At 70.0% G+C, this 23,281-nt stretch carries 21 protein-coding genes; 11 read left to right on the top strand and 10 right to left on the bottom strand.

All coding sequences use genetic code 11. The annotated features are described in order from the left end of the window. The first annotated feature begins 211 nt into the window (after nucleotides 1-211). Complete coding sequence (locus NBY65_RS19755; protein ID WP_162530841.1) at nucleotides 212-841, top strand: HEAT repeat domain-containing protein; 630 nt, start codon at nucleotides 212-214, stop codon at nucleotides 839-841. Next, entirely contained in the window at nucleotides 838-1,272 is a 435-nt protein-coding gene (locus NBY65_RS19750; protein WP_150044995.1) for a response regulator, read from the top strand. The genes NBY65_RS19755 and NBY65_RS19750 overlap by 4 nt, the downstream gene beginning before the upstream one ends. 18 nt (nucleotides 1,273-1,290) lie before the next feature. Here NBY65_RS19750 and NBY65_RS19745 read toward each other — a convergent pair whose 3' ends face one another. Together NBY65_RS19745 and NBY65_RS19740 are read right to left on the bottom strand one after the other, a co-directional pair. Next, complete coding sequence (locus tag NBY65_RS19745) at nucleotides 1,291-3,216, bottom strand: sigma-54-dependent Fis family transcriptional regulator (RefSeq protein ID WP_150044997.1); 1,926 nt, start codon at nucleotides 3,214-3,216, stop codon at nucleotides 1,291-1,293. 214 nt (nucleotides 3,217-3,430) lie between these two features. Further along, nucleotides 3,431-5,113, bottom strand: a complete 1,683-nt coding sequence (locus tag NBY65_RS19740; RefSeq protein ID WP_150044999.1) for a methyl-accepting chemotaxis protein — start codon at nucleotides 5,111-5,113, stop codon at nucleotides 3,431-3,433. A 387-nt stretch (nucleotides 5,114-5,500) separates the two neighbouring features. On the opposite strand from NBY65_RS19740, the gene NBY65_RS19735 reads away from it, so the two are divergent. Then, nucleotides 5,501-6,466, top strand: a complete 966-nt coding sequence (locus NBY65_RS19735; RefSeq protein WP_150045001.1) for a crotonase/enoyl-CoA hydratase family protein — start codon at nucleotides 5,501-5,503, stop codon at nucleotides 6,464-6,466. Nucleotides 6,467-6,655: 189 nt separating this feature from the next. Here the strand turns inward: NBY65_RS19735 and NBY65_RS19730 are convergent, their stop codons facing one another. Beyond that, on the bottom strand, nucleotides 6,656-9,043 hold the full coding sequence (locus NBY65_RS19730) for a PAS domain S-box protein (protein WP_162530842.1): 2,388 nt from the start codon (nucleotides 9,041-9,043) through the stop codon (nucleotides 6,656-6,658). A 427-nt stretch (nucleotides 9,044-9,470) separates the two neighbouring features. On the opposite strand from NBY65_RS19730, the gene NBY65_RS19725 reads away from it, so the two are divergent. Genes NBY65_RS19725 through NBY65_RS19715 form a run of 3 tightly spaced genes read left to right on the top strand, consistent with a single transcriptional unit; the run spans nucleotide 9,471 to nucleotide 12,780 of the window. Next, nucleotides 9,471-10,229, top strand: coding sequence for a phosphoadenylyl-sulfate reductase (locus NBY65_RS19725; protein ID WP_203330712.1), 759 nt, complete (start codon nucleotides 9,471-9,473; stop codon nucleotides 10,227-10,229). Beyond that, nucleotides 10,226-11,128, top strand: coding sequence for a sulfate adenylyltransferase subunit CysD (gene cysD, locus NBY65_RS19720; RefSeq protein WP_150045005.1), 903 nt, complete (start codon nucleotides 10,226-10,228; stop codon nucleotides 11,126-11,128). Before NBY65_RS19725 ends, cysD begins: the two co-directional genes overlap by 4 nt. After that, nucleotides 11,128-12,780 carry a GTP-binding protein gene (locus NBY65_RS19715; protein WP_150045007.1) on the top strand — a complete coding sequence of 551 codons (1,653 nt, stop codon included), beginning with the start codon at nucleotides 11,128-11,130 and terminating at the stop codon, nucleotides 12,778-12,780. The genes cysD and NBY65_RS19715 overlap by 1 nt, the downstream gene beginning before the upstream one ends. 116 nt (nucleotides 12,781-12,896) lie before the next feature. Here the strand turns inward: NBY65_RS19715 and NBY65_RS19710 are convergent, their stop codons facing one another. From NBY65_RS19710 to NBY65_RS19700, 3 genes are all read right to left on the bottom strand, one after another. Next, a complete protein-coding gene (locus NBY65_RS19710) occupies nucleotides 12,897-13,592 on the bottom strand; it encodes a universal stress protein (protein ID WP_150045009.1) in 696 nt (231 codons plus the stop codon). A gap of 92 nt (nucleotides 13,593-13,684) precedes the next feature. After that, entirely contained in the window at nucleotides 13,685-13,939 is a 255-nt protein-coding gene (locus NBY65_RS19705; RefSeq protein WP_150045011.1) for a hypothetical protein, read from the bottom strand. 193 nt (nucleotides 13,940-14,132) lie between these two features. Continuing rightward, nucleotides 14,133-15,152, bottom strand: coding sequence for an alcohol dehydrogenase (locus tag NBY65_RS19700; protein WP_150045013.1), 1,020 nt, complete (start codon nucleotides 15,150-15,152; stop codon nucleotides 14,133-14,135). Between the two features lie 237 nt (nucleotides 15,153-15,389). Between NBY65_RS19700 and NBY65_RS19695 the strand changes: the two genes are divergently transcribed. The 3 genes from NBY65_RS19695 (at nucleotide 15,390) to NBY65_RS19685 (ending at nucleotide 18,988) form a co-directional block, all read left to right on the top strand. Beyond that, nucleotides 15,390-15,917 carry a cytochrome P460 family protein gene (locus NBY65_RS19695; protein ID WP_203330713.1) on the top strand — a complete coding sequence of 176 codons (528 nt, stop codon included), beginning with the start codon at nucleotides 15,390-15,392 and terminating at the stop codon, nucleotides 15,915-15,917. 127 nt (nucleotides 15,918-16,044) lie between these two features. Then, nucleotides 16,045-18,348 (top strand): PAS domain-containing sensor histidine kinase, encoded by a 2,304-nt coding sequence (locus NBY65_RS19690; RefSeq protein ID WP_150045015.1) that lies wholly within the window; start codon nucleotides 16,045-16,047, stop codon nucleotides 18,346-18,348. Beyond that, nucleotides 18,329-18,988, top strand: coding sequence for a response regulator transcription factor (locus NBY65_RS19685; protein WP_203330714.1), 660 nt, complete (start codon nucleotides 18,329-18,331; stop codon nucleotides 18,986-18,988). The genes NBY65_RS19690 and NBY65_RS19685 overlap by 20 nt, the downstream gene beginning before the upstream one ends. On the opposite strand, the gene NBY65_RS19680 is transcribed toward NBY65_RS19685, so the two are convergent. The 3 genes from NBY65_RS19680 to NBY65_RS19670 all read right to left on the bottom strand — a co-directional run bounded on the left by NBY65_RS19680 (nucleotide 18,989) and on the right by NBY65_RS19670 (nucleotide 20,653). Then, a complete protein-coding gene (locus NBY65_RS19680; protein ID WP_162530843.1) occupies nucleotides 18,989-19,384 on the bottom strand; it encodes a response regulator in 396 nt (131 codons plus the stop codon). A 197-nt stretch (nucleotides 19,385-19,581) separates the two neighbouring features. After that, nucleotides 19,582-19,944 (bottom strand): hypothetical protein, encoded by a 363-nt coding sequence (locus tag NBY65_RS19675; protein ID WP_150045021.1) that lies wholly within the window; start codon nucleotides 19,942-19,944, stop codon nucleotides 19,582-19,584. A gap of 151 nt (nucleotides 19,945-20,095) precedes the next feature. Further along, nucleotides 20,096-20,653, bottom strand: a complete 558-nt coding sequence (locus NBY65_RS19670) for a nucleotidyltransferase family protein (RefSeq protein WP_150045023.1) — start codon at nucleotides 20,651-20,653, stop codon at nucleotides 20,096-20,098. Nucleotides 20,654-20,748: 95 nt separating this feature from the next. On the opposite strand from NBY65_RS19670, the gene NBY65_RS19665 reads away from it, so the two are divergent. After that, nucleotides 20,749-21,627, top strand: a complete 879-nt coding sequence (locus tag NBY65_RS19665) for a LysR family transcriptional regulator (protein WP_150045025.1) — start codon at nucleotides 20,749-20,751, stop codon at nucleotides 21,625-21,627. Nucleotides 21,628-21,765: 138 nt separating this feature from the next. After that, the gene (locus NBY65_RS19660; RefSeq protein ID WP_150045027.1) at nucleotides 21,766-22,683 is read left to right on the top strand and encodes an AEC family transporter; all 918 of its coding nucleotides are present in this window, start codon (nucleotides 21,766-21,768) and stop codon (nucleotides 22,681-22,683) included. A gap of 212 nt (nucleotides 22,684-22,895) precedes the next feature. Here the strand turns inward: NBY65_RS19660 and NBY65_RS19655 are convergent, their stop codons facing one another. Next, nucleotides 22,896-23,159: a hypothetical protein gene (locus NBY65_RS19655; protein ID WP_150045029.1), complete on the bottom strand. Its 264-nt coding sequence runs from the start codon at nucleotides 23,157-23,159 to the stop codon at nucleotides 22,896-22,898. Between the last annotated feature and the right edge of the window lie 122 nt (nucleotides 23,160-23,281).

The following is a 23,281-nucleotide window of genomic DNA, read 5'->3' as shown; positions in this document are numbered from 1 at the left end:
CATGGAGATGCGTCCGCAGCGCCATGCCGCATCGAGGCACTCACGGTATATTTGCGGATTTGCAAATTATTCCGTAATTGACCGTGAAATTTGGCATAACGTAACATCGCCGGCACGCCCGGGGAGATGGAACCGCTGCAGTGCGGTCTTCCTGGCAATGATGCAAACACGCCGATGGCCGGGCCATCGGAGAAGCCGGGGAAAGGCTGCGATGTTTCTGATCACACCCAATTCGGATGACGCGCTGGCGTGCCCGGAGCCGGAGCGGCCGCTGCTGGTGGTGCTGGCCGATCTCGATGCGGCCGATCCCTGCGTCAGGCGCACCGCCGTGCGAGAAATCGCCAGGCATTCGGATGCGACGACGGCGATCCCTTTACTTTCGGTTGCATTGAGAGGGGAAACTGTCCGATATGTTCAGCATGCGGTGTTGAGCGCTCTGATCGAACTGGCAACACCTGCGGCCATCGATGTCCTGATCGGGGTTCTTTCGTACGAAGATGCGTGGATGCGCAATACGGCAGCGATGGGGTTGGAAGAAATCGGCGAGCCGGCCGCGCCCCGCGTGCGCGCGCTGCTGAGTGCCCCCGATCCGGATCTGCGCATCGCCGGCATGACGACGCTTGCCGGCATGCGGCATCCCCCCGCCATTGGCTGGATCATCGAGGCGATCCGATCCGACCCCGATGTGAATGTCTGCGCTGCCGGCGTGGAAGCCCTGGAACGGATCGGCACCGCGACGGCCATTCCGGATTTGCGTGCGCTGGCCCGGCGTTTTCCCCACGATTCCTACATCGGCTTTGCAGTCGATATCGTCTGTGAACGCCTGGAGACTGCCCCATGAACGCCGTGCCGTCCCGCCACATCCTGTTCTCCCACACCCCGCCCGAGCACGGTTCCCTCTCGCGGGAGATCCTGCTGGTCGACGATTCACCGACCCTGCTGATGAGCATCACCTCGGTGCTTGAACGCAACGGTTATGCCGTGACCCGCGCCGCCTCCGCCGAGGACGGGCTGGCGCAGATGCGGACGCATGGCTTCGGGCTGGTGATCGCCGACTACCACATGCCCGGCATGAACGGCGTGGAGATGATCCGGCAGGCACGCCGGCTGCCCGCCATGCGCTTCACCCCCATCCTGCTGCTGAGCAATGATTCCGGGCACGCCGCGCGCGCCGAGGCAAGGGCGGCCGGGGCCACCGGCTGGCTGCTCAAGCCGGTCTCGGCGGCGGACCTGATGCAGGTGCTGGGCCAGGTCATCCCCGACCGCGGCTGACGCGACGGGCGTCCCCGTTCAATCCGCTTCCAGCCCGAGTTCCTGCAGCCGCCGGTACAGCGTCGACCGCGCGATCCCCAGTTGCCGCGCGGCGCGGGTGAGGTTGCCATGGCAGGCCCGCACCGCCGCGAGAATGGCGGCGCGCTCGGTCGCCTTCAGGCTGGCGGGCGCCGCTTCCGGTCCGGGCATCGGCGCCGGCGCATCCAGCGCAGTGCCGGGCAGCAATTCGGTCGGCACGTCGCCGGCGCCAAGGCAGGGATGCTCGGCGGCCACCACCATGGCCTCGATCACGTTGCGCAACTGCCGCACATTGCCCGGCCACCAATAATCCCGCAGCAACGCCAGCGCGTCCTCGCCCAGCTCCGGCGCCGGCCGTCCCAGCCGCGCCGCCGCCAGCCGGCAATAATGCACGGCCAGCGCCGGCACATCGTCGCGCCGCTCGCGCAGCGGCGGGATCGCCAGCCGCAGCGTTGCCAGCCGGTAATACAGGTCCTGGCGGAACCGCCCCGCCGCCACCTCGGCGGCAAGGTTGCGGTTGGTCATGGAGACGATGCGCACCCGTACCTTGCGCCCCTCGTTGCTGCCGATCGGATAGACGACGCCATCCTCCAGCACGCGCAACAGGAAGGCCTGCAGTTCCAGCGGCATCTCGCCGATCTCGTCCAGACACAGCAACCCGTCCTGCGCCGCCTCGATGCGGCCGGCATGGCCCTTGCTGCGCGCGCCGGTGAAGGCGCCCTCCGCATAGCCGAACAATTCGCTGGCGATCAGCTCGCGCGGCAGGCCGCCGCAATTGATCGGCACGAAGGCGCCGCGACGGGCGGCGCTGTCCTGGTGGATGGCGCGGGCGAACAGTTCCTTGCCAACCCCGGTCTCGCCCTCGATCAGCACCGGCGCGTCGGAAGCGGCGAAGCGGCGGGCGCGCTCGATCACCGCGCGCAGCGCCGGGCTCTGGCCGAGGATCGCCTCGAAGCCCGCCGCCTCCGGCCGGGCGGCTGCGGCGGGGGCGGTGGAGGCGGCGGGCGGGCGACGGCGGCTACGCAGCACCAGCACCGCGCCCAGTGCCCGGCCCTCGTGCTGCACCAGCTCCACCGTTCCCCCCGGCAGCAGCCGCGCCAACAGCTCCGGCCAGTGCTCGCAGGGCGATCCCGCCAGCGCCGGCAGGGTGCGCCCCTGCAGCAGGCCGGGATGCAGCCGCTCCAGCCCCGGCAGGGCGTGTTCGGTGGCATGCACGACGATACCGCGTGGATCGACGGCCAGCAATTCGTCGGCCAGCCAGTCCGGGCGCCGCCGCACCAGGCTCTGCAGCAGCCGGTCATGCTCGGCGCGGATGGCGCGTTCCAGCATCGCCTCGATGTGCTGCCCGGCCATCACCGCATGCGCCAGGCTCTGCGGGTGGAAGGAACTGGCCGGGCCGGAGATGTCGAGGATGCCCAGCAACTGCCCGTCGAGCGGGTGGTGGATCGGGGTGGCGGCGCAGGTCCAGCGCTGCACCTCGTCGCAGAAATGCTCGGCGGCGTGGATCTGCACTGGTTCGCCGGAGGCCAGGGCGGTGCCGATGGCGTTGGTGCCGATGGCGGCCTCGGTCCACAGCCCGCCCTGCTGCAGGTGGATGCGCCGGCCGAACTCCAGCACACGCGGATCGCCGCTGGCCTCGATGATGGTGCCGGCGGCGTCGGTCAGCAGCACCATGGCGTTGGCATCGGCCAGAAAGGTACGGGCCTTGGCGAGCGCCGGGCGGGCCGCCTGCAGCAGGCTCGCCCCGGCGGTGCGGCGGCGGAACAGCTCGGGTTCGCCGAGCAGCGGGGCGTGGTGGCGGCTGGCCTGGATGCGGTGCTGCTGAGAGCGCCGCCAGGACTCAAGCACCACCGGCCGCAGCGCGGGCGGCGGGTGCCGCCCCTGCATGAAGGCTTCCCAGGCCAGGCGAAGCTGGCGCTCGTTCATCCCCCCGGCCTCCATCACGCGACGGCGGCGATCCTTGCCCGCGGCAACCACGGAGGGAGTTCGGGCCGGTGGCAACACGGCCCGGGCCGGTCGCGCCGCGTGCGCGCCGTGCCCTCGTTTCCTCCCGGGTTGGTCTTGTGGCCATGCCCGAGAGGTGATGATAGGGAAGCGTGGTTGCGGCTTGCAAGCCGTTGCGTCCCCTGATGCGGCGGGATCAGGCCGCCCTGACCCCGGCGAGGAAGGTATTGACCTCGCCGCTGAGGCTTTCGGTCTGCCGCGACAGGTCGCCCGCCGCCGTGAGCACGGCGCGGGCGCCCTCGCCGGTTTGCTGTGCGGCGCCATCGACCGCGGTGATGTTGCGCGTCACCTCGCCGGTGCCGGCGGCCGCCTGCTGGACGTTGCGGGCGATCTCGCGGGTGGCCGCGCCCTGTTCCTCGACCGCGGCGGCGATGGCCGCGGTGGTGGCGCTGACCTCGCTGATGGTCGTGGTGATGGTCTTGATCGCCACCACCGCCTCGCGGGTGGAAGCCTGGATCTGGCCGATCTGCCCGGCGATCTCCTCGGTGGCCTTGGCGGTCTGGCCGGCCAGCGTCTTGACTTCCGATGCGACCACGGCGAAGCCACGCCCAGCCTCGCCCGCGCGCGCCGCCTCGATGGTCGCGTTCAGCGCCAGCAGGTTGGTCTGGCCGGCGATGCCGGTGATCAGGCCGATCACCTGGCCGATGCGCTCGGCCTCGTTGGCCAGGGACTGGACGATGGCCTCGGTCTGCCGGGCATCGCCCGCGACCTTGTCCGCCGCCGCCGCGGACTGGTCGATCTGGCGGGTGATCTCGGCTACCGAGGACACCAGTTCCTCGACCGCCGCCGCGACGGTCTGCACGTTGCCGCTGGCCTTGTCCGCGGCCTCGGTCACCGCCGTCGCGCGCTCCGCGGTCTGGCTGGCGGTGCCGGACATGGCCTGCGCCGTCTCCCGCAGTTCGGTCGCCGCCGATGCCAGCACGCCGACCATCTGCCCGACCCGGGCCTCGAAGCCGCGGGTCAGCTCGGCGAGCCGGGTCGCCCGCCCGGCCTTGGCCTCGGCGTCCTTCACCTGTGCCGCCGCCATGGCGTCGGCGTCCTTCAGCGCGGTGCGGCATTCGTCGAAGGCGCGCGCGAGGTCGCCGGTCTCGTCGGGACGGTGCAGCCCCGGCAACGCGAAACCGTAGTCGCGGCGCGCGAGGCTGCGGGTGACGGTGATGGCGTGCAGCAGCGGCACGACGACATTGCCGTTCAGCCAGCCCGAGGTCAGCACCGCAAACAGGGTCGCCAGCACGGTCATGCCGCCGATCAGCCATGCGGCCTGGGTGAAGGCATCCTCGGCCGTCGTGGCACCGCTCTTCGACTGGCGCTGGTTGTAGGCGACATCGGCCTGCAGGGCCTCACGGAGCTTCATGAAGGTCGGGAAGATCTCGACGGTCAGGATGCGGGCGGCGGTGTCGCGGTCCAGTCCGGGGGCGTCCAGCTTCGCGCTCTCCGCCCGGTAGGCCCGCCAGGCCTCGTCGATGGCCGGGAGCAGCACCCGCGTCTCCTCCCCGGGATCGACCAGGGACTGGTAGTCCCGCCGCGCCGCCTCGATATCGGCCAGCGCCTCCGTCATGCGCCCGCGGAGCGTCGGCCTGTCGGCCTCGGTGGCGATGATCAGCGAGCCCTGCACGGAACGGAACCGTGTCACCGCCTCGATCAGTCGCCCGATCGTCTCCATGCTCGGCAGGCGGTTCCTGGCGAGATCCGCGCTGGCCGCGCGCATCTGCAAGGCCTCGTACAGCGCGGTGCCGCCGACCATGAGCACCATCAGCAACAGGCCCGCGAACGCGAGGCGCACCTTGGAACCAAGAGCAATCGAGGATCGGGTCGTCATGAGTCCATGCCCGTTGTCAGTTCAGCACGTGCAGTGCTGAAACAATTGTCAGATGAATACTTGACATGAGATAGTATCAGCCCGCCACAACCAGAGGTATAACTAAAATCACCAAACTGACGAATTCCGCGCAATTCGGGACACCGTGCAACAGGCCAGCCTGTGCCGTCGTGCATGGCCAGGCCGATCTGAATGCATCACGAGAAAGGATGACATTCCGATCATAGTAATTTCCGACACTAAAATAAGCAAAAAGCCACTTCTCAAAACATAACAATTGATGTGGTTCATTTGTCGTCCTGCCGGGCCATAAAGGCGGCCTCGGACCACTATCGTATGTGGAAAGGCCGCAAAGACGGCCAGCCGAGTTGGCACAGGGAGATTACGATGCAACTGCATGCGACCGAGTTTGATCTTCTGCCCAGCCAGCCGAAGGTTTTCGGCACGCCCCCTCGCCTGCCCGCCACGGCCCGTCTCTCCCGGCAGGCGGCCGACATCCATCCGATCGTGCTGAACCCGGTGCCCTGCACGAGTTTCGCCGACTACCGGCATCTCGACATCAGCATCGATGCCGCGAACGCGTCCTGCTGGTGCTACATGCAGCCGGAGGGCCGCCCGATCTTCTCGGCGGACCTGCTGGGCGAGATCCTGCGGATGCAGGCGCAGTTGCGTCGCCTGGGCAATGTCGGCCTGCGCAACTTCATCATGGCCTCGCGCGCGCCCGGCATCTTCAATCTCGGCGGCGACCTTGCGATGTTCGCCCACGCGATCCGCACCGGCGACCGTGCCGGCCTGCGCCGCTACGGGCATGATTGCGTGCATGCGATCCACGAGAACACCCAGGCCTTCGGCGGCGGCGCCGTCACCATTGCGCTGGTGCAGGGCGATGCGCTCGGCGGCGGCTTCGAAACCGCGCTGGCCTTCGACATCATCGTCGCCGAGCGCCATGCCAGCTTCGGCTTTCCCGAATGCCTGTTCAACCTCTTTCCCGGCATGGGCGCCTACAGCTACCTCGCGCGCCGCATCGCCCCCGCCATCGCCGAGCGGATCATCCTCAGCGGGCGCACCTACACCGCGACCGAGCTGCACGAGCTGGGCGTCGTGGACCTGGTGGTGGACAGCGGCCGCGGCGAGCAGGCGGTGCGCGAGCTGATCGAGCGGCAGGAGCGCCGCCATGCCGCGCACCGGGCGATCTATGCCACTCGCCGGCGGATCAACACGGTGCCGTTGCAGGAGCTGCTCGACATCGTCGAGATGTGGGTGGATGCGGCGTTACAGCTCGGGGCAGCGGACCTGCGCAAGATGGAACGGCTCGTCGCCTTCCAGAACCGGCGCATCCGGCAGGCCGCGTGAGCCAATGGCGTCATGACGCAGGGCGGACGCATGTCCGCCAACGCAAGCCGGCACCCTCGCGATGGCGGATTGCGCTGCGCTGATCCGCCCTACATTTGCTGAAGTTCCCGTGCCGCGCAGCGCTATTGGGGTGCAGGGGCCTTGTGGCCCCTGCCGGGTCCAGGGCAGCGCCCTGGCCTTCCTTCCTCTTCAGTCCAGCAGCACCTCGCGCACCTTCGCCGCGAGATCGGAGCGGCGATAGGGCTTGGCCAGCAACGGATGCTGGGGGGCGTTTTCGCGGCTTTCCATGGCGGTCCCGGGTGCGTAGCCGGTGGTGAGCAGCACCTTGATGTCCGGTCGCAACCGCCGTGCCGCCTCGGCCAGTTCGGTGCCGCTCAGTCCCTGCGGCATCACCTCGTCGGTGAACAGCAGGTCGATCGCGGCGTCGCCCTGCAGGAAGTCCAGTGCCGCCGGGCCACTTTCGGCGGCCAGCACGTCGTAGCCCAGCGAGACCAGTTGCCGGATCACCACGCTGCGCAGGGCCGCATTGTCGTCGACGACCAGGATGCGCCGCAGTGAAGCGGCCGGTGCGGGCGGGGCCAGGCGCGGTCCCTCGCGCGGGCCCGGCACCGCTTCCGCCGCGGCGCGCGGCAGCAGCAGGCGCACCTGTGTCCCCTCGCCCAGGGCGCTGCTGATCTTCAGGTTGCCCCCGCATTGCCGGGCGAAGCCGTAGATCGTCGACAGCCCCATGCCGGTGCCGGCACCATGCGGCTTGGTGGTGAAGAACGGGTCGAGCGCGTGTTCCAGCACCTCGGGTGCCATGCCGCAGCCGGTATCGGCGACGGTCAGGGTCACGTATTCGCCCGCCGGCAGATCCGCCGCACGGGCGGCCTCGGCCTGCAGGGCAAGGTTGGCGGTGGCGATGCGCAACACGCCACCGCGCGGCATGGCGTCGCGGGCGTTGATGGCGAGGTTCAGCACCGCATCCTGCACCTGCGCGGGATCGGTTTCGGCGATCCACAGCCCGGGGGCGCGATCGAGCTCGATGCGGATGGCTTCGCCGAGGCTGCGCTCCAGCAGGTTCACCGTGTCCGACACCACCGCGTTCAGGTCGACCGCCTGGCTCGCCAGCGGCTGCTTGCGCGCAAACGCCAGCAGGCGGCGCACCATCTCGCTGCCGTGCAGTGCCGCGCTGACGATCTCCCCGGCCGGCCGCGCCACCATGGGGTCACGGAGGTCCGCGAGCGTCTCCGCCGCCAGGGTGATGACGCTGAGCAGGTTGTTGAAGTCGTGGGCGATGCCGCCGGTCAGTTTGCCGATCGCCTCCAGGCGGTTGGCCTGGCGCAGCGCCGCCTCCATCACGCGCCGTTCGGTGATGTCCTCGGTGATGGCGAGCACCATCGGCGTGGTACCGCCCGGGTCCTCGAACCGGGTGAGCGACATGCGCAGCCAGACCTTGCGCCCGGCGCGCGTGAGCATGCAGATGTCGCGGGTATCGGTGGGCGCTGCCTCGGCTGCGCCGGGCGCGGGCAGCGCGATCTCGGGGCCGGGGGCGAGCAGTTCGAACAGCGACCGCCCGGCAAGTTCCGCCTCGCTGGTGCCGAGCACGCGGGCGAAGGCGTTGTTGGCCTGGACGATGCGGTGGCAGCGCGCCGTCAGCACGGCGATGCCGAGCGGGCTGGTGGTGAAGATCTGCCGCAACTGGCGTTCGGATTTCTGCAGCGCCGCCTCGACCCTGCGCCGGTCGCTGATGTGCTGGGCGATGACCAGGAAATAGGGTTCCTCCAGCCGGTCATGCACCATGGAGACGGTCGCCGCCACTTCCACCCGCCGCCCGTCGGCGCCGAGATAGACGCGGTCACCGGAATAGCTGTCGATTTCCCCGCGCGCGATGCGCCGCAGTTGCAGCAACACTTCCTCACGCTGCGCCGGCAGCACCAGGTCCTGCACCGAGCGGCCGATGATCTCGTGGCGGCGATAGCCGAGGGCGGTGGAGACATAGCGGTTGACCCGCAGCACCTGCCCGCCCGGGGAGATGTGCAGGATGCCGACCGCGGCTTCCTCGAAGGTGGAGCGCAGCCGGGCCTCGGTGCGCTTGCGGGCGGTGATGTCGACAACGGTGCAGTGCAGCAGCCGGCCGGTGTTGGTCTCGACCGGGGCCGCCGCCACCAGCACGTCGCGCAGTTCGCCCGCGCTGGTGCGGTGGCGGGTCTCGAACTGTCCGCCCTGCCCTGGCGGCGGCCGCGGATCCCCTGTCTCGGTCTCGATATCCGCCAGCCGCATCGTGCACAGGGTCGGCTGGTCGTACCCCAGCATGGCCGCAGCGGCAGCGTTGCAGGCGACGATGCACCCGCTGTCCGGCTCGACCAGGTAGCTGGCCAGTGGCGCGCCGTCGAACAGGCGTCGCTGCTGCGACTCGGTGTCCAGTGGCAGTGGGCGGCCGGTACGCGCCGTGCCGACCATCCGGCCGAATACCGCGGCAAGGCGGCCGAACGCAGCCCGGCCCGCCGGTCGCTGGGCGGGCGCCACGGCCACCCGCCCTCCCGGGCCGGCGACGATGGCAAGGAACGCCAGCAATTGAGCTGAAAAGCTTCGCATGCCTGTATTTGCCTGTCCCCACCCGACGCGGGCCACCCACATGATAAGCTGTTGACGTGTCATTGATGATAAAATATGGCATATAACTTTGCAAACAATATTACTTATAATGGATAATTGACTTATACTTGGTATTTTTGGTCGGATAACCAAAATTCGAGTGTTAAATACAGATCAACATCCCGAAACGGGCGGAGTGCCAACGGTTGATTTCCCTTCCTGGATTTCGCCACAGTCGCAGGCCGGGCAATAATCACCGAAAATAATAGTATTATTTATCATCACATAATATTGAACTTCCTGTCCGCCATTGCCTGTGACGGGCGCAGCAAAACTTCACCTGTAGTGATTGTTGTTGGGCGTTGACACCGTACGCCCCGCGTTGAATCTTCCGCCCCCTTTCACCGGCTGCCCAGGAGCATTTCCCGTGTCTTCCGCCCTGACGGCGGCCGATCCGGCCGCGCTTGCCTCGCTCTGGACCGATCTCGACCCGGCGATGCGCCTGGCCTCGTTGCGCCGCGCCCTGCCGGGGCGGCTGGTGCTGACCACCTCCTTCGGCGCCGAGGACCAGGTGCTGACCCACCTGATCGCCACGACGGGGCTGCAGGTCACGCTGGTCACCCTTGATACCGGCCGGCTGTTCGCGCAGACCTACGAGGTCTGGGCGGAAACCGAACGCCGCTACGGCCTGCGCGTGCAGGCCGTCTGCCCAGATGCGGGCGCCCTGGAGGACCTGGTCGCGGCCCAGGGCATCAACGGCTTCTACGACTCCCCCGCCGCGCGCCACGCCTGCTGCGGCGTGCGCAAGCTCGCCCCGCTGCGCCGCGCCCTGCATGGCGCCGCTGGCTGGATCACCGGCCTGCGTGCCGACCAGTCCGGCCACCGCAGCGAACTGCCCTTCCTCGAACGCGATCCCGTACACGGGCTGCTGAAGGCCAATCCACTGCGCGACTGGACGCGCGCCCGCGTGGACGAATTCCTCGCCCACCACGCCGTGCCCGTGAACAAGCTGCACGCGCAGGGCTATGCCTCAATCGGCTGCGCCCCCTGCACCCGCGCCATCGCCCCCGGCGAACCCGAACGCGCCGGGCGCTGGTGGTGGGAACAGGACAGCGCCCGGGAATGCGGCCTGCATGTCGGCCCCGATGGCCGCCTCGCCCGCACCCGGCGGGAGAGCGTGGCATGAAGCTGCTGAGCCACCTGGAACGGCTGGAAGCCGAGAGCATCCACATCCTGCGCGAGGTGGTCGCCACCTGCGAGCACCCCGTGCTGCTCTATTCCATCGGCAAGGATTCCGCCGTGCTGCTGCACCTCGCGCGCAAGGCCTTCCATCCCGCCCGCCTGCCCTTCCCGCTGCTGCATGTGGATACCACCTGGAAGTTCCGCGACATGATCGCCTTCCGCGACCGCCAGGCCGCGGCGCTGGGCTGCGAGCTGATCGTGCACGTCAACCCGGACGGCCTCGCCGCCGGGGTCAATCCCTTCGATTCCGGACCGGAACTGCACACCCGCGTCATGAAGACGCAGGCGCTGCGCCAGGCGCTGGACCATCACCGCTTCGACGCCGCCATCGGCGGCGCCCGCCGCGACGAGGAAAGGTCGCGCGCCAAGGAGCGCGTGTTCTCCCTGCGCAGCGCCGAGCATCGTTGGGACCCGAAGGCGCAACGGCCAGAGCCCTGGCACCGCTTCAATACCCGCCGCCGCCCCGGCGAGAGCTTCCGCGTCTTCCCGCTCTCCAACTGGACCGAGGCGGATGTCTGGGACTACATCGCCCGCGAAGGCATCGAGGTGGTGCCTTTGTATTTCGCCGCCCCCCGTCCGGTGGTGCGGCGTGACGGCATGCTGGTGATGCGCGACGACGACCGCATGGCGCTGCGCCCGGGCGAGCGGATCGAGACGCGGATGGTGCGCTTCCGCAGCCTCGGCTGCTACCCGCTCACCGGCGCGATCGAGAGCACGGCGACCACGCTTCCCGCCATCATCGCCGAGATGCGCGCGGCCCACGTTTCCGAGCGCCAGGGCCGGCTGATCGACCACGACGGCGGCGCCTCGATGGAAATGAAGAAGCAGGAAGGGTATTTCTGATGGACGCCCTGCCCCCCGATGCGGCGCTGCTGGAGGACGCCCTTCCCGTCGCCGGGCTGCCGGCGCGCCCGGTCTCGCTGCTGCGCTTCCTCACCTGCGGCTCGGTCGATGACGGCAAGTCGACGCTGATCGGCCGGCTGCTGCACGATGCCGGGCTGGTGCCCTCCGACCAGATGGCGACGCTGGAAAAGGACTCCCGCCGCTGGGGCACCACCGGCGGGGATCTGGATTTCGCGCTGCTGGTGGACGGCCTGTCCGCCGAGCGCGAGCAGGGCATCACCATCGACGTCGCCTATCGTTACTTCGCCACGCGCCGGCGCGCCTTCATCGTCGCCGACACCCCCGGCCACCAGCAATACACGCGCAACATGGCGACCGGTGCCGCCGGCGCCGACCTCGCCGTGATCCTGGTCGATGCGCGCCGCGGCATCCAGCCGCAGACCCGCCGCCACGCCTTCATCGCCGGCATGCTGCGCGTGCCGCACCTGGTGCTGGCGGTCAACAAGATGGATCTCGTCGGCTTCGACGAAGCCGCCTTCGAGGCCATCGTCGCCGAGTTCCGCCGCGTCGTCGCCCCGCTCGGCTTCGCCTCGGTCATCGCCATCCCGCTCTGCGCGCGCGAGGGCGACAACCTGGTCCGGCCTTCCGTGCGCATGGGCTGGTACGATGGCCCCACCCTGCTCGGCTACCTTGAAACCATCGAGCCGACGCACGCCGAGGAAGCGACGCTGTCGCCGCGCCTGCCAGTGCAATGGGTGAACCGGCGCAGCGCCGGCTTCCGCGGCTATGCCGGCACGCTCGTGCGCGGCAGCGTCCATCCCGGCCAGCGCGTGCGCGTGCTGCCGGGCGGCCATGCCGCCACGGTGGCACGCATCGTCGGCGGCGACGGGGACGTTGCCGACGCCGTCGCCGGGCAGGCGGTGACGCTGACCCTGCAGGAAGACATCGACATCTCCCGCGGCGACGTCATCATCGGCGCCGAGGACGGGCTGCGGCCACGGCGGGAACTGACCGCACGCCTGCTGTGGATGGACGACACCCCGCTCGGTCGTGGCGGCGAATACGAGATCCGCCTCGCCACCGCCACTGCGGGCGCACGCGTCACCGTCCTGCACCATGCGATCGACATCCACTCCTTCGAACAGATGCCGGCGGACGGGCTGGAGGCGAACGGCATCGGCCTTGTCACGCTGAAGCTCGACCGCAGCATCGCCGCCGCGCGCTACGAGGAAGACCGGGAACTCGGCGGCTTCATCCTGGTGGACCGCGACAGCAACGCCACCGTGGCCCTGGGCATGGTGATGGACGACGCGCCGGCCCCGCCGCTGCGCGAATGGCACTGGCGCAGCCTGGCCAAGGGCGTCACCTGGCGCATCACTGGCTCGATCGACACCTTCCTGCTGAGCTGGCTGATCACCGGCCACCTGAAGCTCGCGGGCGGTATCGCCGGGGCGGAGGTGTTCACCAAGATCGGTCTGTTCTACCTGCACGAACGTGCCTGGGCGACCCTGTCCTGGGGCAAGACCGGCGGCACGCTGCTGGGCAATTTCCGCATGCTGGAGCTGGTGACAGTGAAGATGCGCGCCATCAGCGCAAGGCCAGGACTTCGCCCTGGACCCAGCAGGGGTCAGGAGAGCCCTGCACCCCATTAGCGCTGCGCGGCTCAGCGAATGTAGGGCGGATAAGCGCAGCGCAATCCGCCATCGCCGCACTCCACGAGGTGGCTGGCTTGCGATGGCGGACTGCGTCCGCCCTACATCAGCTTGGCTCAGTGGCGCATCAGCACCGGCAGCTCCGCGTGCTCCAGCACGTAGCGGGTGGTGCCGCCGAGCAGCAATTCGCGGATCTGCGTGTGGGCGAAGGCTCCCATCACCAGCAGGTCGGCCTCCAGCGCGCGCGTCTCGCGCAGCAGCACCTGCCCGAAGGGCTCCGCGCCCAGGTCGAGCGGGTGCAGCGTGGCGTTCACCTCGTGCTCGGCCAGCACCGCCGGCAGGCCGGGCACGATGGTTCCCGGCCGCTGGCCGGTGATCACCTGCACCACTTGCGCGCCGGCGAGCAGCCGCAGCGCCGGCAGCACCGCCTTGACCGCGCGGGTATCGTCGCGCCAGGCGATCGCCACGCGATGGCCGAAACTGTCCACCGGCCCGACCGGCGGCACCACCAGCAGCGGCCGCTCGGTCTGGAACAGCGCCGCACGGAACGCCTGGCGCGTCGCGACATCGTCATCGGCTTCGGGCCGGGCCATGACGATCAGATCGGCCCGGCGGCCCTGGGCGCGAATGGTGGCACCGACATCGATCCCGGCCGCGACCCGCTCGGCAGCGGCCATCTCCGCCAGCGGCACGGGGAAGGTGATGATGCGGGCCCCGCCGGTCAGCGCGGCCAGTCGCCCGGCCGCCCCGAGCAGTCTCTCGGTCCGCTCCGGGGCCGCCGTGATGACCAGGATGACTTCCGACGTCGGCATGGCTTTGCCTCCTTGGGATAAGCGCGCGTCGTCGCTGCGTGCGTCTTGCGGCCGTTCCTCGGTTCTGGCCTCCTCGCCGGGGCGTCGCTGCCTCAACCACTGCCGGCGCGGGCGACGATGCGAACCGGCACGACCTCCGCCGCGCGGGCGCGGTTCAGCTCGGCCCGGATCTCGGCCACCAGCGCGGGATTGGCCCGGCGCAACTGGCTGACCCGCAGGGCCGCGGCCAAACCCGGCATGGGGCGGATTTCCCAGCGTTCGAGAAACAGCAGATCTGCCCGCGAGGCCGCGTCGTTCAGGTGGATCAGCGCCCGTCGCACCGCCATGGTCAGAGGGCGATGCAGCACCGAGGGATCCGCATCGTCGCTTCGTGTGGACCGGTCCGGGCCGCTGGCCCGTCCATACCTGATCTCTCCGGCGTCCTGCATGGTTCCACGCCGCCTGAGAAGGCCATCCGAACTGTGGCAAGCACCAAGATGCGGCCGGCGTGGCCGTCCTGCGATCTGGGAAGAATTCTTAGTAGGAATACTTAAGTAAGCATCACAGGCCGGTGGTCAGCACCATGCGGAAGCGGGCTTCGTTGCGCATCATCCGGTCATAGGCCTCGCCTGCGCGTTCCAGCGGCATCGTCTCGATGGTCGGGCGCACGCCGGAGAACGCGCTGAAGGCCAGGGTATCCTGGGAATCGATCGAACTTCCCGAGGCATGGCCCACGACGGAGCGGCTGCCACCGATCAGGTCCAGCGCCGGGACCTCGATCGGGTCCATCCCCACGCCGACGACGATCAGCCGGCCACGCACCGCGAGCCCCGGGATCACGGCGCTCATCGCCTTGCCGCTGGTCACGGTCGCGAGGATCGTCTTCGCCCCGCCCAGCCGTGCCAGCTCGGCCGCCACATCCTGCGACCGGCTGTCGAGATAGACATGCGCGCCGAGTTGCCGCGCCAGGGGTTCCTTGTCCTGGCCGCGGGCGATGGCGACGGTGCGGAATCCCATCTTCGCGGCGAACTGCACGCCAAGATGCCCGAGCCCGCCGATGCCGAGAATGGCGACGAGATCGCCGGGTCGCGCCCCGCTTTCGCGCAGCGCATGGAAGGTGGTCACGCCGGCGCACAGCAGCGGGGCGGCCTCGACCGGCGAAAGCTCGTCGGGGATCAGCGCGAGCGCGTCGGCGGGCGCGATCATCGCCTCGGCATAGCCCCCGTCATAGGTGACGCCGGGGATGCGCAGGTTGCGGCAATCCACGAGATCGCCGCGGCGGCACGGCTCGCAGCGGCCGCAATGGCCCCCGAACCAGCCGACGCCGACCCGCGTGCCCACCTCCCAGCCGATGACACCCGCACCGATCGCGTCGATCACCCCGGCGATCTCGTGCCCCGGCACGATCGGATAGGGCACCGAGGGAAACAGGCCCTCCTTGCCGATCGAATCGCTGTGGCAGACGCCGCAGGCCTGCACCCTGACGCGCACCTCTCCCGGCCCGGGCTCCGGCAATTCGCGCTCCACCAGCTCGAACGGGCCGCCTTTTGTCGCCACCTGCACAACCCGCATCCTCGGCATCGCGGCCTCCCTGCATCCGTGATGGGCGGTTCGTGTGTTGGAATCCCGAACAGGAGGGGGCGTACCCGATCCGCAACCCTCAACATCGTGTGAGATGACGGAATGACGGTGCGGCGCGGTCACTGCATCCGGAGCAAAGGATCCCCGCGCTTGACGGAGCCTGCCGCCCTTGGTAGCGCTTTTTCCTTATATATCCTTGATCCGCAATAAAAAGCAGACAACGAAAGGGAGCGGGCGGTGACAAGGACTGCATCCCTGGCGACGGCTGCGGCACTGCCTCTTGTCGCAGGCGGCATGGTTCTTGCGGCGCAGGACAAGTACGCCGTGCAGGTGCCGGATGGACTGTCCTTCTCCGAGTTCAGGGGATACGAAGGCTGGCGGACCATCGCCGTCAGCCAGGCCGGCGACGTGATCGATGTGATCCTCGGCAATCCCGTGATGATCGACGCCTACCAGGCCGGCAGTCCGGGCAACGGCAAGCCTTTCCCCGATGGCGCCCGGATGGCGAAGATCCATTGGACGGCGAAGCGGAGCGAGGACGCCCCCGCTCCGACGATCGTGCCGGATGTCCTGAAGAACATCGACTTCATGGTGAAGGACAGCCGGCGTTTCCCGGACAGCGGCGGATGGGGATACGCCCAGTTCAACTACGCGCCCGCCTCAGATACCTTCTCACCCGAGGGGAGCGGGGCCGGTTGCGGGGCCGCGTGCCACACGATCGCCCGGGCAAAGGACTTCGTCTTCACGGCCTACCCGAAGCGGTGAACGGCTCCGGCGGGCCGCGGGCGCGGCACCACCGTGCGGGACAGGTCTCCCACGTCCGGGGCTCACGCGACAGTGCCGCGGGCCGGATGTAGCATGCGACCGGCAATGCAAGTGGAGCACGGGCAGGATGGGTCACCCCCCAGCCACTGCCGGTATCCTCGGCAGGTGGGACTGGGATGCCGCGACCGGACGACTGGTCTGCTTCGGCTGGCCGGCAGCCACGCGTGGTGCCCGACTGCCCACCCGGCTGCTGGCCGCGATCCACCCGCAGGATCGCCCGGCCGTGCTGGCGGCGGTGGCCCGGGCCATGCGGCGGGGCAGCGGCTTCGCCGTGACCTGCCGGCTGGCCGCCCCCGCCGCCGGCGGGGGGACGCGGGCGCAACTGCACGGCAGCCGGATCCGGGCCCCCGGCGGCGGCTGGCGCGGCGGCTGGGGCATGCTGCTCGCCCCGGACGAAACCCCGCCGCGCCGGCCCGACCTGCGCGCCGCCGCGGCGCGCAACCTCGCCGCCGCCAGGCTGCGCGCGGCCGAGGCGCAGTTCCGCGAGCTGTTCGACGCCGTGCCGGTGGCGCTGGCCCTGATCGACCCGCAGACGCAAAGCTGCGTTGCCTGCAATGATCTCGCCCAGGCCTGGCGCGACCCGCCGCCCGGCGCCGCCGCGCCGCCGGCACGCAGGCTGACGGCGACCGCCCAGGCCCGCTTCGAGACCCGGCGGCGCAACGACGCGGGCGACCTGCGCGACATCCTCACCTTCGACGCGCCGCTGCGGCTGAAGGGCCAGGACCTGATCTGCAGCGCCCGCATCGACGTCACCGAATGGCACGCGCAGGAACGCGAGCGGCAGCTCCTGGCCCGGCAGCAGGCGGCGATCCTGGACGCGCTGCCGGCCCATGTGGTGTTGCTGGACGCCGCCGGCGTCATCGTCGCGGTCAACGCTGCCTGGCGCCGCTTCGCCGGCGTACAGGCCCCTGACGGCGGCACCGGGGACGGTTTCATCGGCGCCAGCTACCTCGCTGCCTGCCGCCCGGCCATGGCGGCGGGCGACACCGTCGCCGCCGCGGTCGCCGAGGGCCTGCCGGAGATCCTGGCGGGGCGGCGCGACCGGCTGGAGATCGCCTATCCCTGCGACCTGCCGGGCGGGGAGCGGCAATGGTTCCTGATGGTGGCGGTGCCGGTGCTGGCCGGGCAGGAGCCGGCGGGGGCGGTGGTGATGCACAGCGACATCACCGCGCAGGTCCGCGCCCAGCTCGCGGTCGAGGAGCGCGAGGCGCGGCTGGCCTCGATCCTGCGCACGGTGCCGGACGCGATGCTGGTGGTCGACGACCACGGCATCATCGAAGCCTTCAGCTCCGCCGCCGAACGGACCTTCGGCTGGACCGCCGCCGAGGTGCTGGGCCGCAACGTCGCGATGCTGATGCCCGACCCCGACCGCGCGGCGCATGACGGCTTCATCGCCCGCTATGTCGGCACCGGCGAGCGGCGCATCATCGGCCTGCCGCGTGTCGTCGCCGGGCAGCGTCGCAACGGCGCGGTCTTCCCGATCGAGCTGTCGATCGGCGAGCTGCAAATCGGCGAGCGCCGCCTGTTCACCGGCTTCGCCCGCGACCTGACGGAATGGCGCGCCGCCCAGGCCCGGCTGCAGGAACTGCAGGCCGAATTGCTGCACGTCGCCCGGCTCAGCGAGACCGGCGCCATGGCCTCGGCGCTGGCGCACGAGCTGAACCAGCCGCTGACCTCGGCGATCAGCGCCCTGCGCGCGGCGCGGCGGCTGCTTGCCACCGACCTCGGCGCGCCGCAGGACGCGGCGGAGGCGCGCGAAGCGGTGGACCTCGCCGCCGAGCAGGCCCTGCGGGCCGGGCGCATCATCCAGCACCTGCGCGAATTCGTCTCCCGCGGCCAGAGCGAGCGTTCGCTGGAAAACCTGGCGCAACTGGTGGGCAATGCCGGGGCGCTGGCGCTGGCCGGCACGCGGCACGGCGGCGTGCACGTCACCTACGCGCTCGACCCGCGCCTGCCGCCTGTGCTGGTGAACCGGGTGCAGATCCAGCAGGTGCTGTTCAACCTGCTGCGCAATGCCGTGCAGGCGCTGATGGAGGACGCCGCCCCTGAACTCGCCGCGCCGCGCCCGTGCGAACTGACCGTCAGCGCCAGGCGCGCCGATGCGGACAGCGTCGAGGTCGCGGTCGCCGACACCGGCCCGGGCCTGGCGCCGATGATCGTCGAGCACCTGTTCGAGCCCTTCGTCACCACCAAGCCGGATGGCATGGGGGTGGGCCTGTCGATCTGCCTCTCGATCATCGAGGCGCATGGCGGCCGGCTCTGGGCCGAGCCCAATCCCGGTGGCGGCACCGTGTTCCGCTTCACCCTGCCCACCGCCGCCCCCGACGCGGTGCCGGCCGCGGGAGGTGCGCGTGACCACGCCGCCGGATGAGGCATCCCCCGCGCCGCGCGCCCCCACCGTGCACATCATCGACGACGACGAGGCGGTGCTCCGCGGCATCGGCCTGCTGCTGCGCTCGGTGCGCATTCCCACGGTGGGGCACCTGTCCGGGCTTGCCTTCCTCGATGCGCTGCCGGCGCAGGACGATGTCATCGGCTGCGTGCTGACCGATCTGCGCATGCCCGGCCTCGATGGCATCGGGCTGCTGCGGCGGCTGCGGGAGCGGCGCTTCCGCCGGCCGGTCATCGTCATGACGGCACATGGCGACATCTCCACCGCGGTGCGGGCGATGAAGGAAGGTGCCACGGACTTCATCGAGAAGCCCTTCGACGAAGATATCCTGCTGGCGGCGATCGAGGCGGCGCTGCGGGCCCGGCCGGCCGCCCCGGCCGAGCCCGCGCCCCCGGAGCCGGAGGCCGCCCGTGCCGCCGCACGCATCGCCGCACTCTCGCCGCGCGAGCGCGACGTGCTGGCGCTGCTGGTGGCGGGCAAGCCGAACAAGACCATCGCGCATGATCTGGGGCTCAGCCCGCGCACGGTGGAGGTCCACCGGGCGCGGCTGATGGCGCGGCTGGGGGTGCACAGCCTGGCCGAGGCGGTGCGGCTGGCGTTGCTGGCCGAACACGGGTGATCACCCGGCGCCTGCCAGGGCATCGCTGATCGCCTGCACGATGCTGTCCTGCAGCAGCGGCTTCTGCAGCACGGCGGCCGCGCCCGCCGCGCCGGCGCGGCGGCGCAGCTCCAGGCTGGCCCAGTCGGCGAGCAGCACGACCGGGACGGTCACGGCCACCGCCGCCAGGTCCTGCAGCAGCCGCAACCCGTCGGTGCCGCCGGGCAGGTGGTGATCGACCAGCAGGCAGCAGCGTCGCCGCGCCGCCGGTGTTGCCACGAGGCTTTTCAGCACGGCCGTGGACGAGGCGAAGTCCTGCGTCGCCAGTCCGCTCGCGCGCAGCAGCAGGGCGAGCGAGCGGCGCAGGGCCGCGTCGTCGCTGACCACGAGCACGAGGCTGGCCTCTGCACTGTGCACGTCACCGCCCCCGGGGTCCGGAGCGTCATCCGACCTTGCGCCATTCTGCGCGGGACGGGCGCATGCCGCAGTTCGCAAGGACGCTGAGGACGATTACGTACGGGGGGCGGCGGGACAGGCGGGTCAGAACAGCTCGACCTCGCCGCAACAGAGGCTGGTGCAGGCTTCGTCCGACAGCGGTTGAGGCCATGTCCAGGTCAGGGACCGCCGTCCTGCCGGCAGGTCCCGCCCGGCCGTGCGTCCGCGGCAAGGTGAACCGTCACGCCGGTGCCCGCGGGCACCACCGGCGAGGCTGTGCCGAAATAGCGGCCGCGCTGCGGCCCCTCGCCGTCGCGCGGCAGCCCGCCGATGCCGCCCGACACCAGGCTGCCCGCCTTCTCCGCGGCCATCGGCACGCCGCAGCCCTGGCGCTGGAGCACCGGCGCCTGCAGGAAGCGGCTGGAAAGTTCCATGAGGTTACCGGTCACGTTCTCCTGCAGCGCTTCGATGGCGATATTGCCGCCGTTGCCGCCCGCCTGCCGGCCGAGCTCCGCGCCGATGCTGACATCCGGCCCGGCCAATTTCCCGCTGTCGCCTATTGGCAGAATCACTTCCCAGACAGTGTCGTGTCATGGTTGCGCCGCCCCGGCCGGGACAGGATGACCACGGCGCGAGCCCGACACGTGACAGACCTCCCGACGATGCGCATCCGCCGTCCGGGGCGCGGCGGCGCTACGCCTCCGCCTGCCTGAGGAGAGGCCACAGAGCCTGCCAGCGTTTGGCATGCAGCCGCGCCGCGTAGACAGAGCGCCTGGCCTGGGCGAAGGGCGGGGTCGGTCTCAGGACCAGGTTCAGGAGATCGTCCAGGCCGTAGGGGGCCGCAATCTCGAAGCCTTCCAGGCCGTCGCGCCTGACCGCGACCGCCGTCGCCGTCTCGGGCCAGAACCGCATGGCGTCGCGGACCGAGGCATAGGGCGCATCACCGTTGCGCCCGTGCATGCGCGCCTGGTTGCGGACCGACCAGACGATGCCCGGCTCCACCGCCCGGAGCAGCGCTTCATGCCGTTCGTCCTCGCGCGGGTCGTCCCGTCGGAGATCATGCCAGACGACATCGACATCGCCGGCCAGCGGCGAGGCGGTGCGCCGGTGCAGCCGGTCCCAGACGGCATTCCTGACGAACCCGGCTCCGATCCAGCAATCCGGCAGGCGGAGATCGCGCACCACGCCGAGGATATGCCAGCGCAGCGGGTCCGCCCTGATGATGCGCTCGACTCTGCTGGCTGCCTCCATGGCGGCATTCTATGGAACCCGCCGCGACCGGGAAATGGCGGTCCCGCATCGCCCCCGTCCTGTCCCCGACCGGATCCCGGCCGTAATATCCCCCCATGTCCCTTCGCGCCCTTCGCACGCTCATCGCCATCGCGCGGCACGGCACCTTCGCCCGGGCGGGCGAGGCCATCGGCCTGACCCAATCGGCCGTCAGCCTGCACGTGAAGGCGCTGGAAGAGGAATTCGGCACCCGGCTCTTCGATCGCTCGCGCCGCCAGCCGGTGCTGACCGAACCCGGCCGCAAGCTGGTGGCCCAGGCCGAGGACCTGCTCGGGCTCTATGACCGCATTCCCGAAGCGCTCAGCGACGACGGCGCCCTGACCGGCCGGCTGCGCCTGGGGGCGATCCAGACCGCGCTGGCCGGGCCGCTCCCCGACGCCCTGGTGGCGCTGCGCCGGGCGCATCCACGGCTGCGGGTGCATGTCTCCTCGGGCATGTCGGCCGAGCTGGCGCGGCTGGTGGTGGGTGGCGAGCTCGACGCCGCCATCACCACCGAGCCGGTGCGCCCGCACCCGGCCGAGCTCACCTGGACACCGCTCTACGAAGACCAGTTCTGGGTCCTCGCCCCCCCGGAACAGCAGGGACGCGCCCTGCCGCAGATGCTGGCGGAGCTGCCCTTCATCCAGTTCGACCCGCAGACCTGGGCCGGGCGGATGATCGCGCGCGAGCTGCGCCGCCAGGGGCTGCAGGTGCAGCAGGGCATGTCGCTCGACAACCGCGAGGTCATCCTGCGCATGGTTGCCGGCGGGCTGGGCGTGGCGGTGGTGCCGATCCCGGCCGAGATGGTGCCGGAGCTGCCCCCGCTCTGCCGCCTGCCGTTCGGCCGACCGCAGTTGCGGCGCCGGGTGGTGCTGCTGCAACGCCGGGAACGCCCGGCCCGGCGCCTCGCCACGGCGGTCGGCGAGGCGGTGGCCCGAACCATGAGGAAAACTTGAGCTAACCCCGAGGATTCAGAATTTTTCCTCGACCTTGCGGTCGCCTAGGGTCGCCGCGATCCAATCCTGCGAGCGCGCCGTGCCCCCCATCCCTGTCTTCGCCCACCGATCCGCCGTCTTCGCCCGGGGTGCCCGGCCGTGACCGGCGCCGTGATCCTGGCGCTGCTGCCGGTGATCCTGCTGATCGGGCTCGGGGCATGGCTGCGCCGCAGCGGCTTCCTCGCCGCGGGGTTCTGGCCCCAGGCCGAGCGGCTTTGCTACTTCGTGCTGCTGCCGGCGCTGTTCGTCCACGGCCTTTCGACCGCGCCGCTGCACGCCCTGCCGGTCGGGGTGATGGCAGTCACCCTGATCGGCGCCATCCTCGTCGTGGCGGGGCTGGTGCTGGCGGCGCATCGCCTGCGGCCGATCGACGGCCCCGCCTTCACCTCGGTGTTCCAGGGCAGCATCCGCTTCAACAACTACGCCGCGGTGACCGTCGCGGCGGGGCTGTTCGGCGCCCAGGGCATCGCGCTGGCCGCCCTCTGCAACGCCGCCATGGTGCCGACCGTCAACGTGCTCTGCATCCTGGTGTTCGCGCGCTACGGCCAGGCGCGGCTGGACCTGGGGGGCGTGCTGCGCCAGATCGCCACCAACCCCCTGATCCTCGGCTGCGCGGGCGGCATGCTGCTGCAGTTCGGCGGCCTTGCCCTGCCACCGGGGCTCGACCAGGCGCTGCGGGCGCTGGGCGCGGCCTCGCTGCCGCTCGGGCTGCTCTGCGTCGGCGCGGCGCTCGATTTCGGCTCGGTGCGGTCCTGGGTCAGGCCGGTCGCCGGCTCCGCCGCCGTCAGGTTCCTGGTCATGCCCGGCGTGACCCTGGCGATCGGCTCGGCGCTCGGCCTCGGCGGCGAGGCGCTGGTGGTGGCATTGCTGGTGCAGGCCATGCCGACCGCCTCTTCCGCCTATATCCTGGCCCGCCAGCTCGGCGGCGACGCCCCGCTGATGGCCGGCATCACCGCCAGCCAGACCGCGCTCGCCGCCCTCGCCGTGCCCGCGGTGTTGACCGTGCTGGCGCCATGAGGACTTCGCCGGTTTCCTGGCAATAAATAATGCGAAACTTCATGTCTTCAGCAAGAATACTTACCGTAGATTCCGACAGGAACCGCGCCATTCGCCAAACGTAGACACAGTCGTGACTGTGACTGGCGTGTCATCCTCCCTGTTTCCGGGCCGGCGGGCCAGGCATCAGCCTGGCCCGCCTGTCTGCGCCGGTATGGGATGAAATCCCGCCCCTATTTCCAGCCGGCGGTTCGCTCGCAGGACTTCCGCTCGGCAGGATGACTCTTTTCCCACTCCGTGATGGACCTGGTTTCGTTGTCGCCCATTTTGTTGTTCATGCAGGCGCAATAGGCCATGACCACCGAGTCCGCGGCACCGCCCTTGTTATCGGCGATGCATTGATTGACCCAGCGGGCATCGTCGGCATCCGCCCTGGCCGGATGCCCGGGCACAAGCGGGGCCACCAGCACCAATAAACATCCGATAATTTTTTGCATTATTTCCTCTCATAAACAGAATATTAGCAAAAACCTTAGCCACCGGGCCAGACCATGACAAGACAAGATAGAAATTTGCTAGTTCTATACTTTTGCAGTTCATCTGAATAAGCATCCTTCCG

This window comes from Rhodovastum atsumiense, from assembly GCF_937425535.1.
In the GTDB taxonomy this organism is placed as follows: Bacteria; Pseudomonadota; Alphaproteobacteria; order Acetobacterales; family Acetobacteraceae; genus Rhodovastum; species Rhodovastum atsumiense.
Note: the sequence above shows the minus strand (reverse complement) of the source record. Positions and strands in the feature narration are given on the sequence as shown.

Excerpts from the sequence above, each read along its gene's own strand:
- NBY65_RS19755 (WP_162530841.1), top strand. The coding sequence starts at position 212 with ATGTTTCTGATCACACCCAATTCGGATGACGCGCTGGCGTGCCCGGAG.
- NBY65_RS19750 (WP_150044995.1), top strand. The coding sequence starts at position 838 with ATGAACGCCGTGCCGTCCCGCCACATCCTGTTCTCCCACACCCCGCCC.
- NBY65_RS19745 (WP_150044997.1), bottom strand. The coding sequence starts at position 3,216 with ATGAACGAGCGCCAGCTTCGCCTGGCCTGGGAAGCCTTCATGCAGGGG.
- NBY65_RS19740 (WP_150044999.1), bottom strand. The coding sequence starts at position 5,113 with ATGACGACCCGATCCTCGATTGCTCTTGGTTCCAAGGTGCGCCTCGCG.
- NBY65_RS19735 (WP_150045001.1), top strand. The coding sequence starts at position 5,501 with ATGCAACTGCATGCGACCGAGTTTGATCTTCTGCCCAGCCAGCCGAAG.
- NBY65_RS19730 (WP_162530842.1), bottom strand. The coding sequence starts at position 9,043 with ATGCGAAGCTTTTCAGCTCAATTGCTGGCGTTCCTTGCCATCGTCGCC.
- cysD (WP_150045005.1), top strand. The coding sequence starts at position 10,226 with ATGAAGCTGCTGAGCCACCTGGAACGGCTGGAAGCCGAGAGCATCCAC.
- NBY65_RS19715 (WP_150045007.1), top strand. The coding sequence starts at position 11,128 with ATGGACGCCCTGCCCCCCGATGCGGCGCTGCTGGAGGACGCCCTTCCC.
- NBY65_RS19710 (WP_150045009.1), bottom strand. The coding sequence starts at position 13,592 with ATGCCGACGTCGGAAGTCATCCTGGTCATCACGGCGGCCCCGGAGCGG.
- NBY65_RS19700 (WP_150045013.1), bottom strand. The coding sequence starts at position 15,152 with ATGCCGAGGATGCGGGTTGTGCAGGTGGCGACAAAAGGCGGCCCGTTC.
- NBY65_RS19690 (WP_150045015.1), top strand. The coding sequence starts at position 16,045 with ATGGGTCACCCCCCAGCCACTGCCGGTATCCTCGGCAGGTGGGACTGG.
- NBY65_RS19670 (WP_150045023.1), bottom strand. The coding sequence starts at position 20,653 with ATGGAGGCAGCCAGCAGAGTCGAGCGCATCATCAGGGCGGACCCGCTG.
- NBY65_RS19665 (WP_150045025.1), top strand. The coding sequence starts at position 20,749 with ATGTCCCTTCGCGCCCTTCGCACGCTCATCGCCATCGCGCGGCACGGC.
- NBY65_RS19655 (WP_150045029.1), bottom strand. The coding sequence starts at position 23,159 with ATGCAAAAAATTATCGGATGTTTATTGGTGCTGGTGGCCCCGCTTGTG.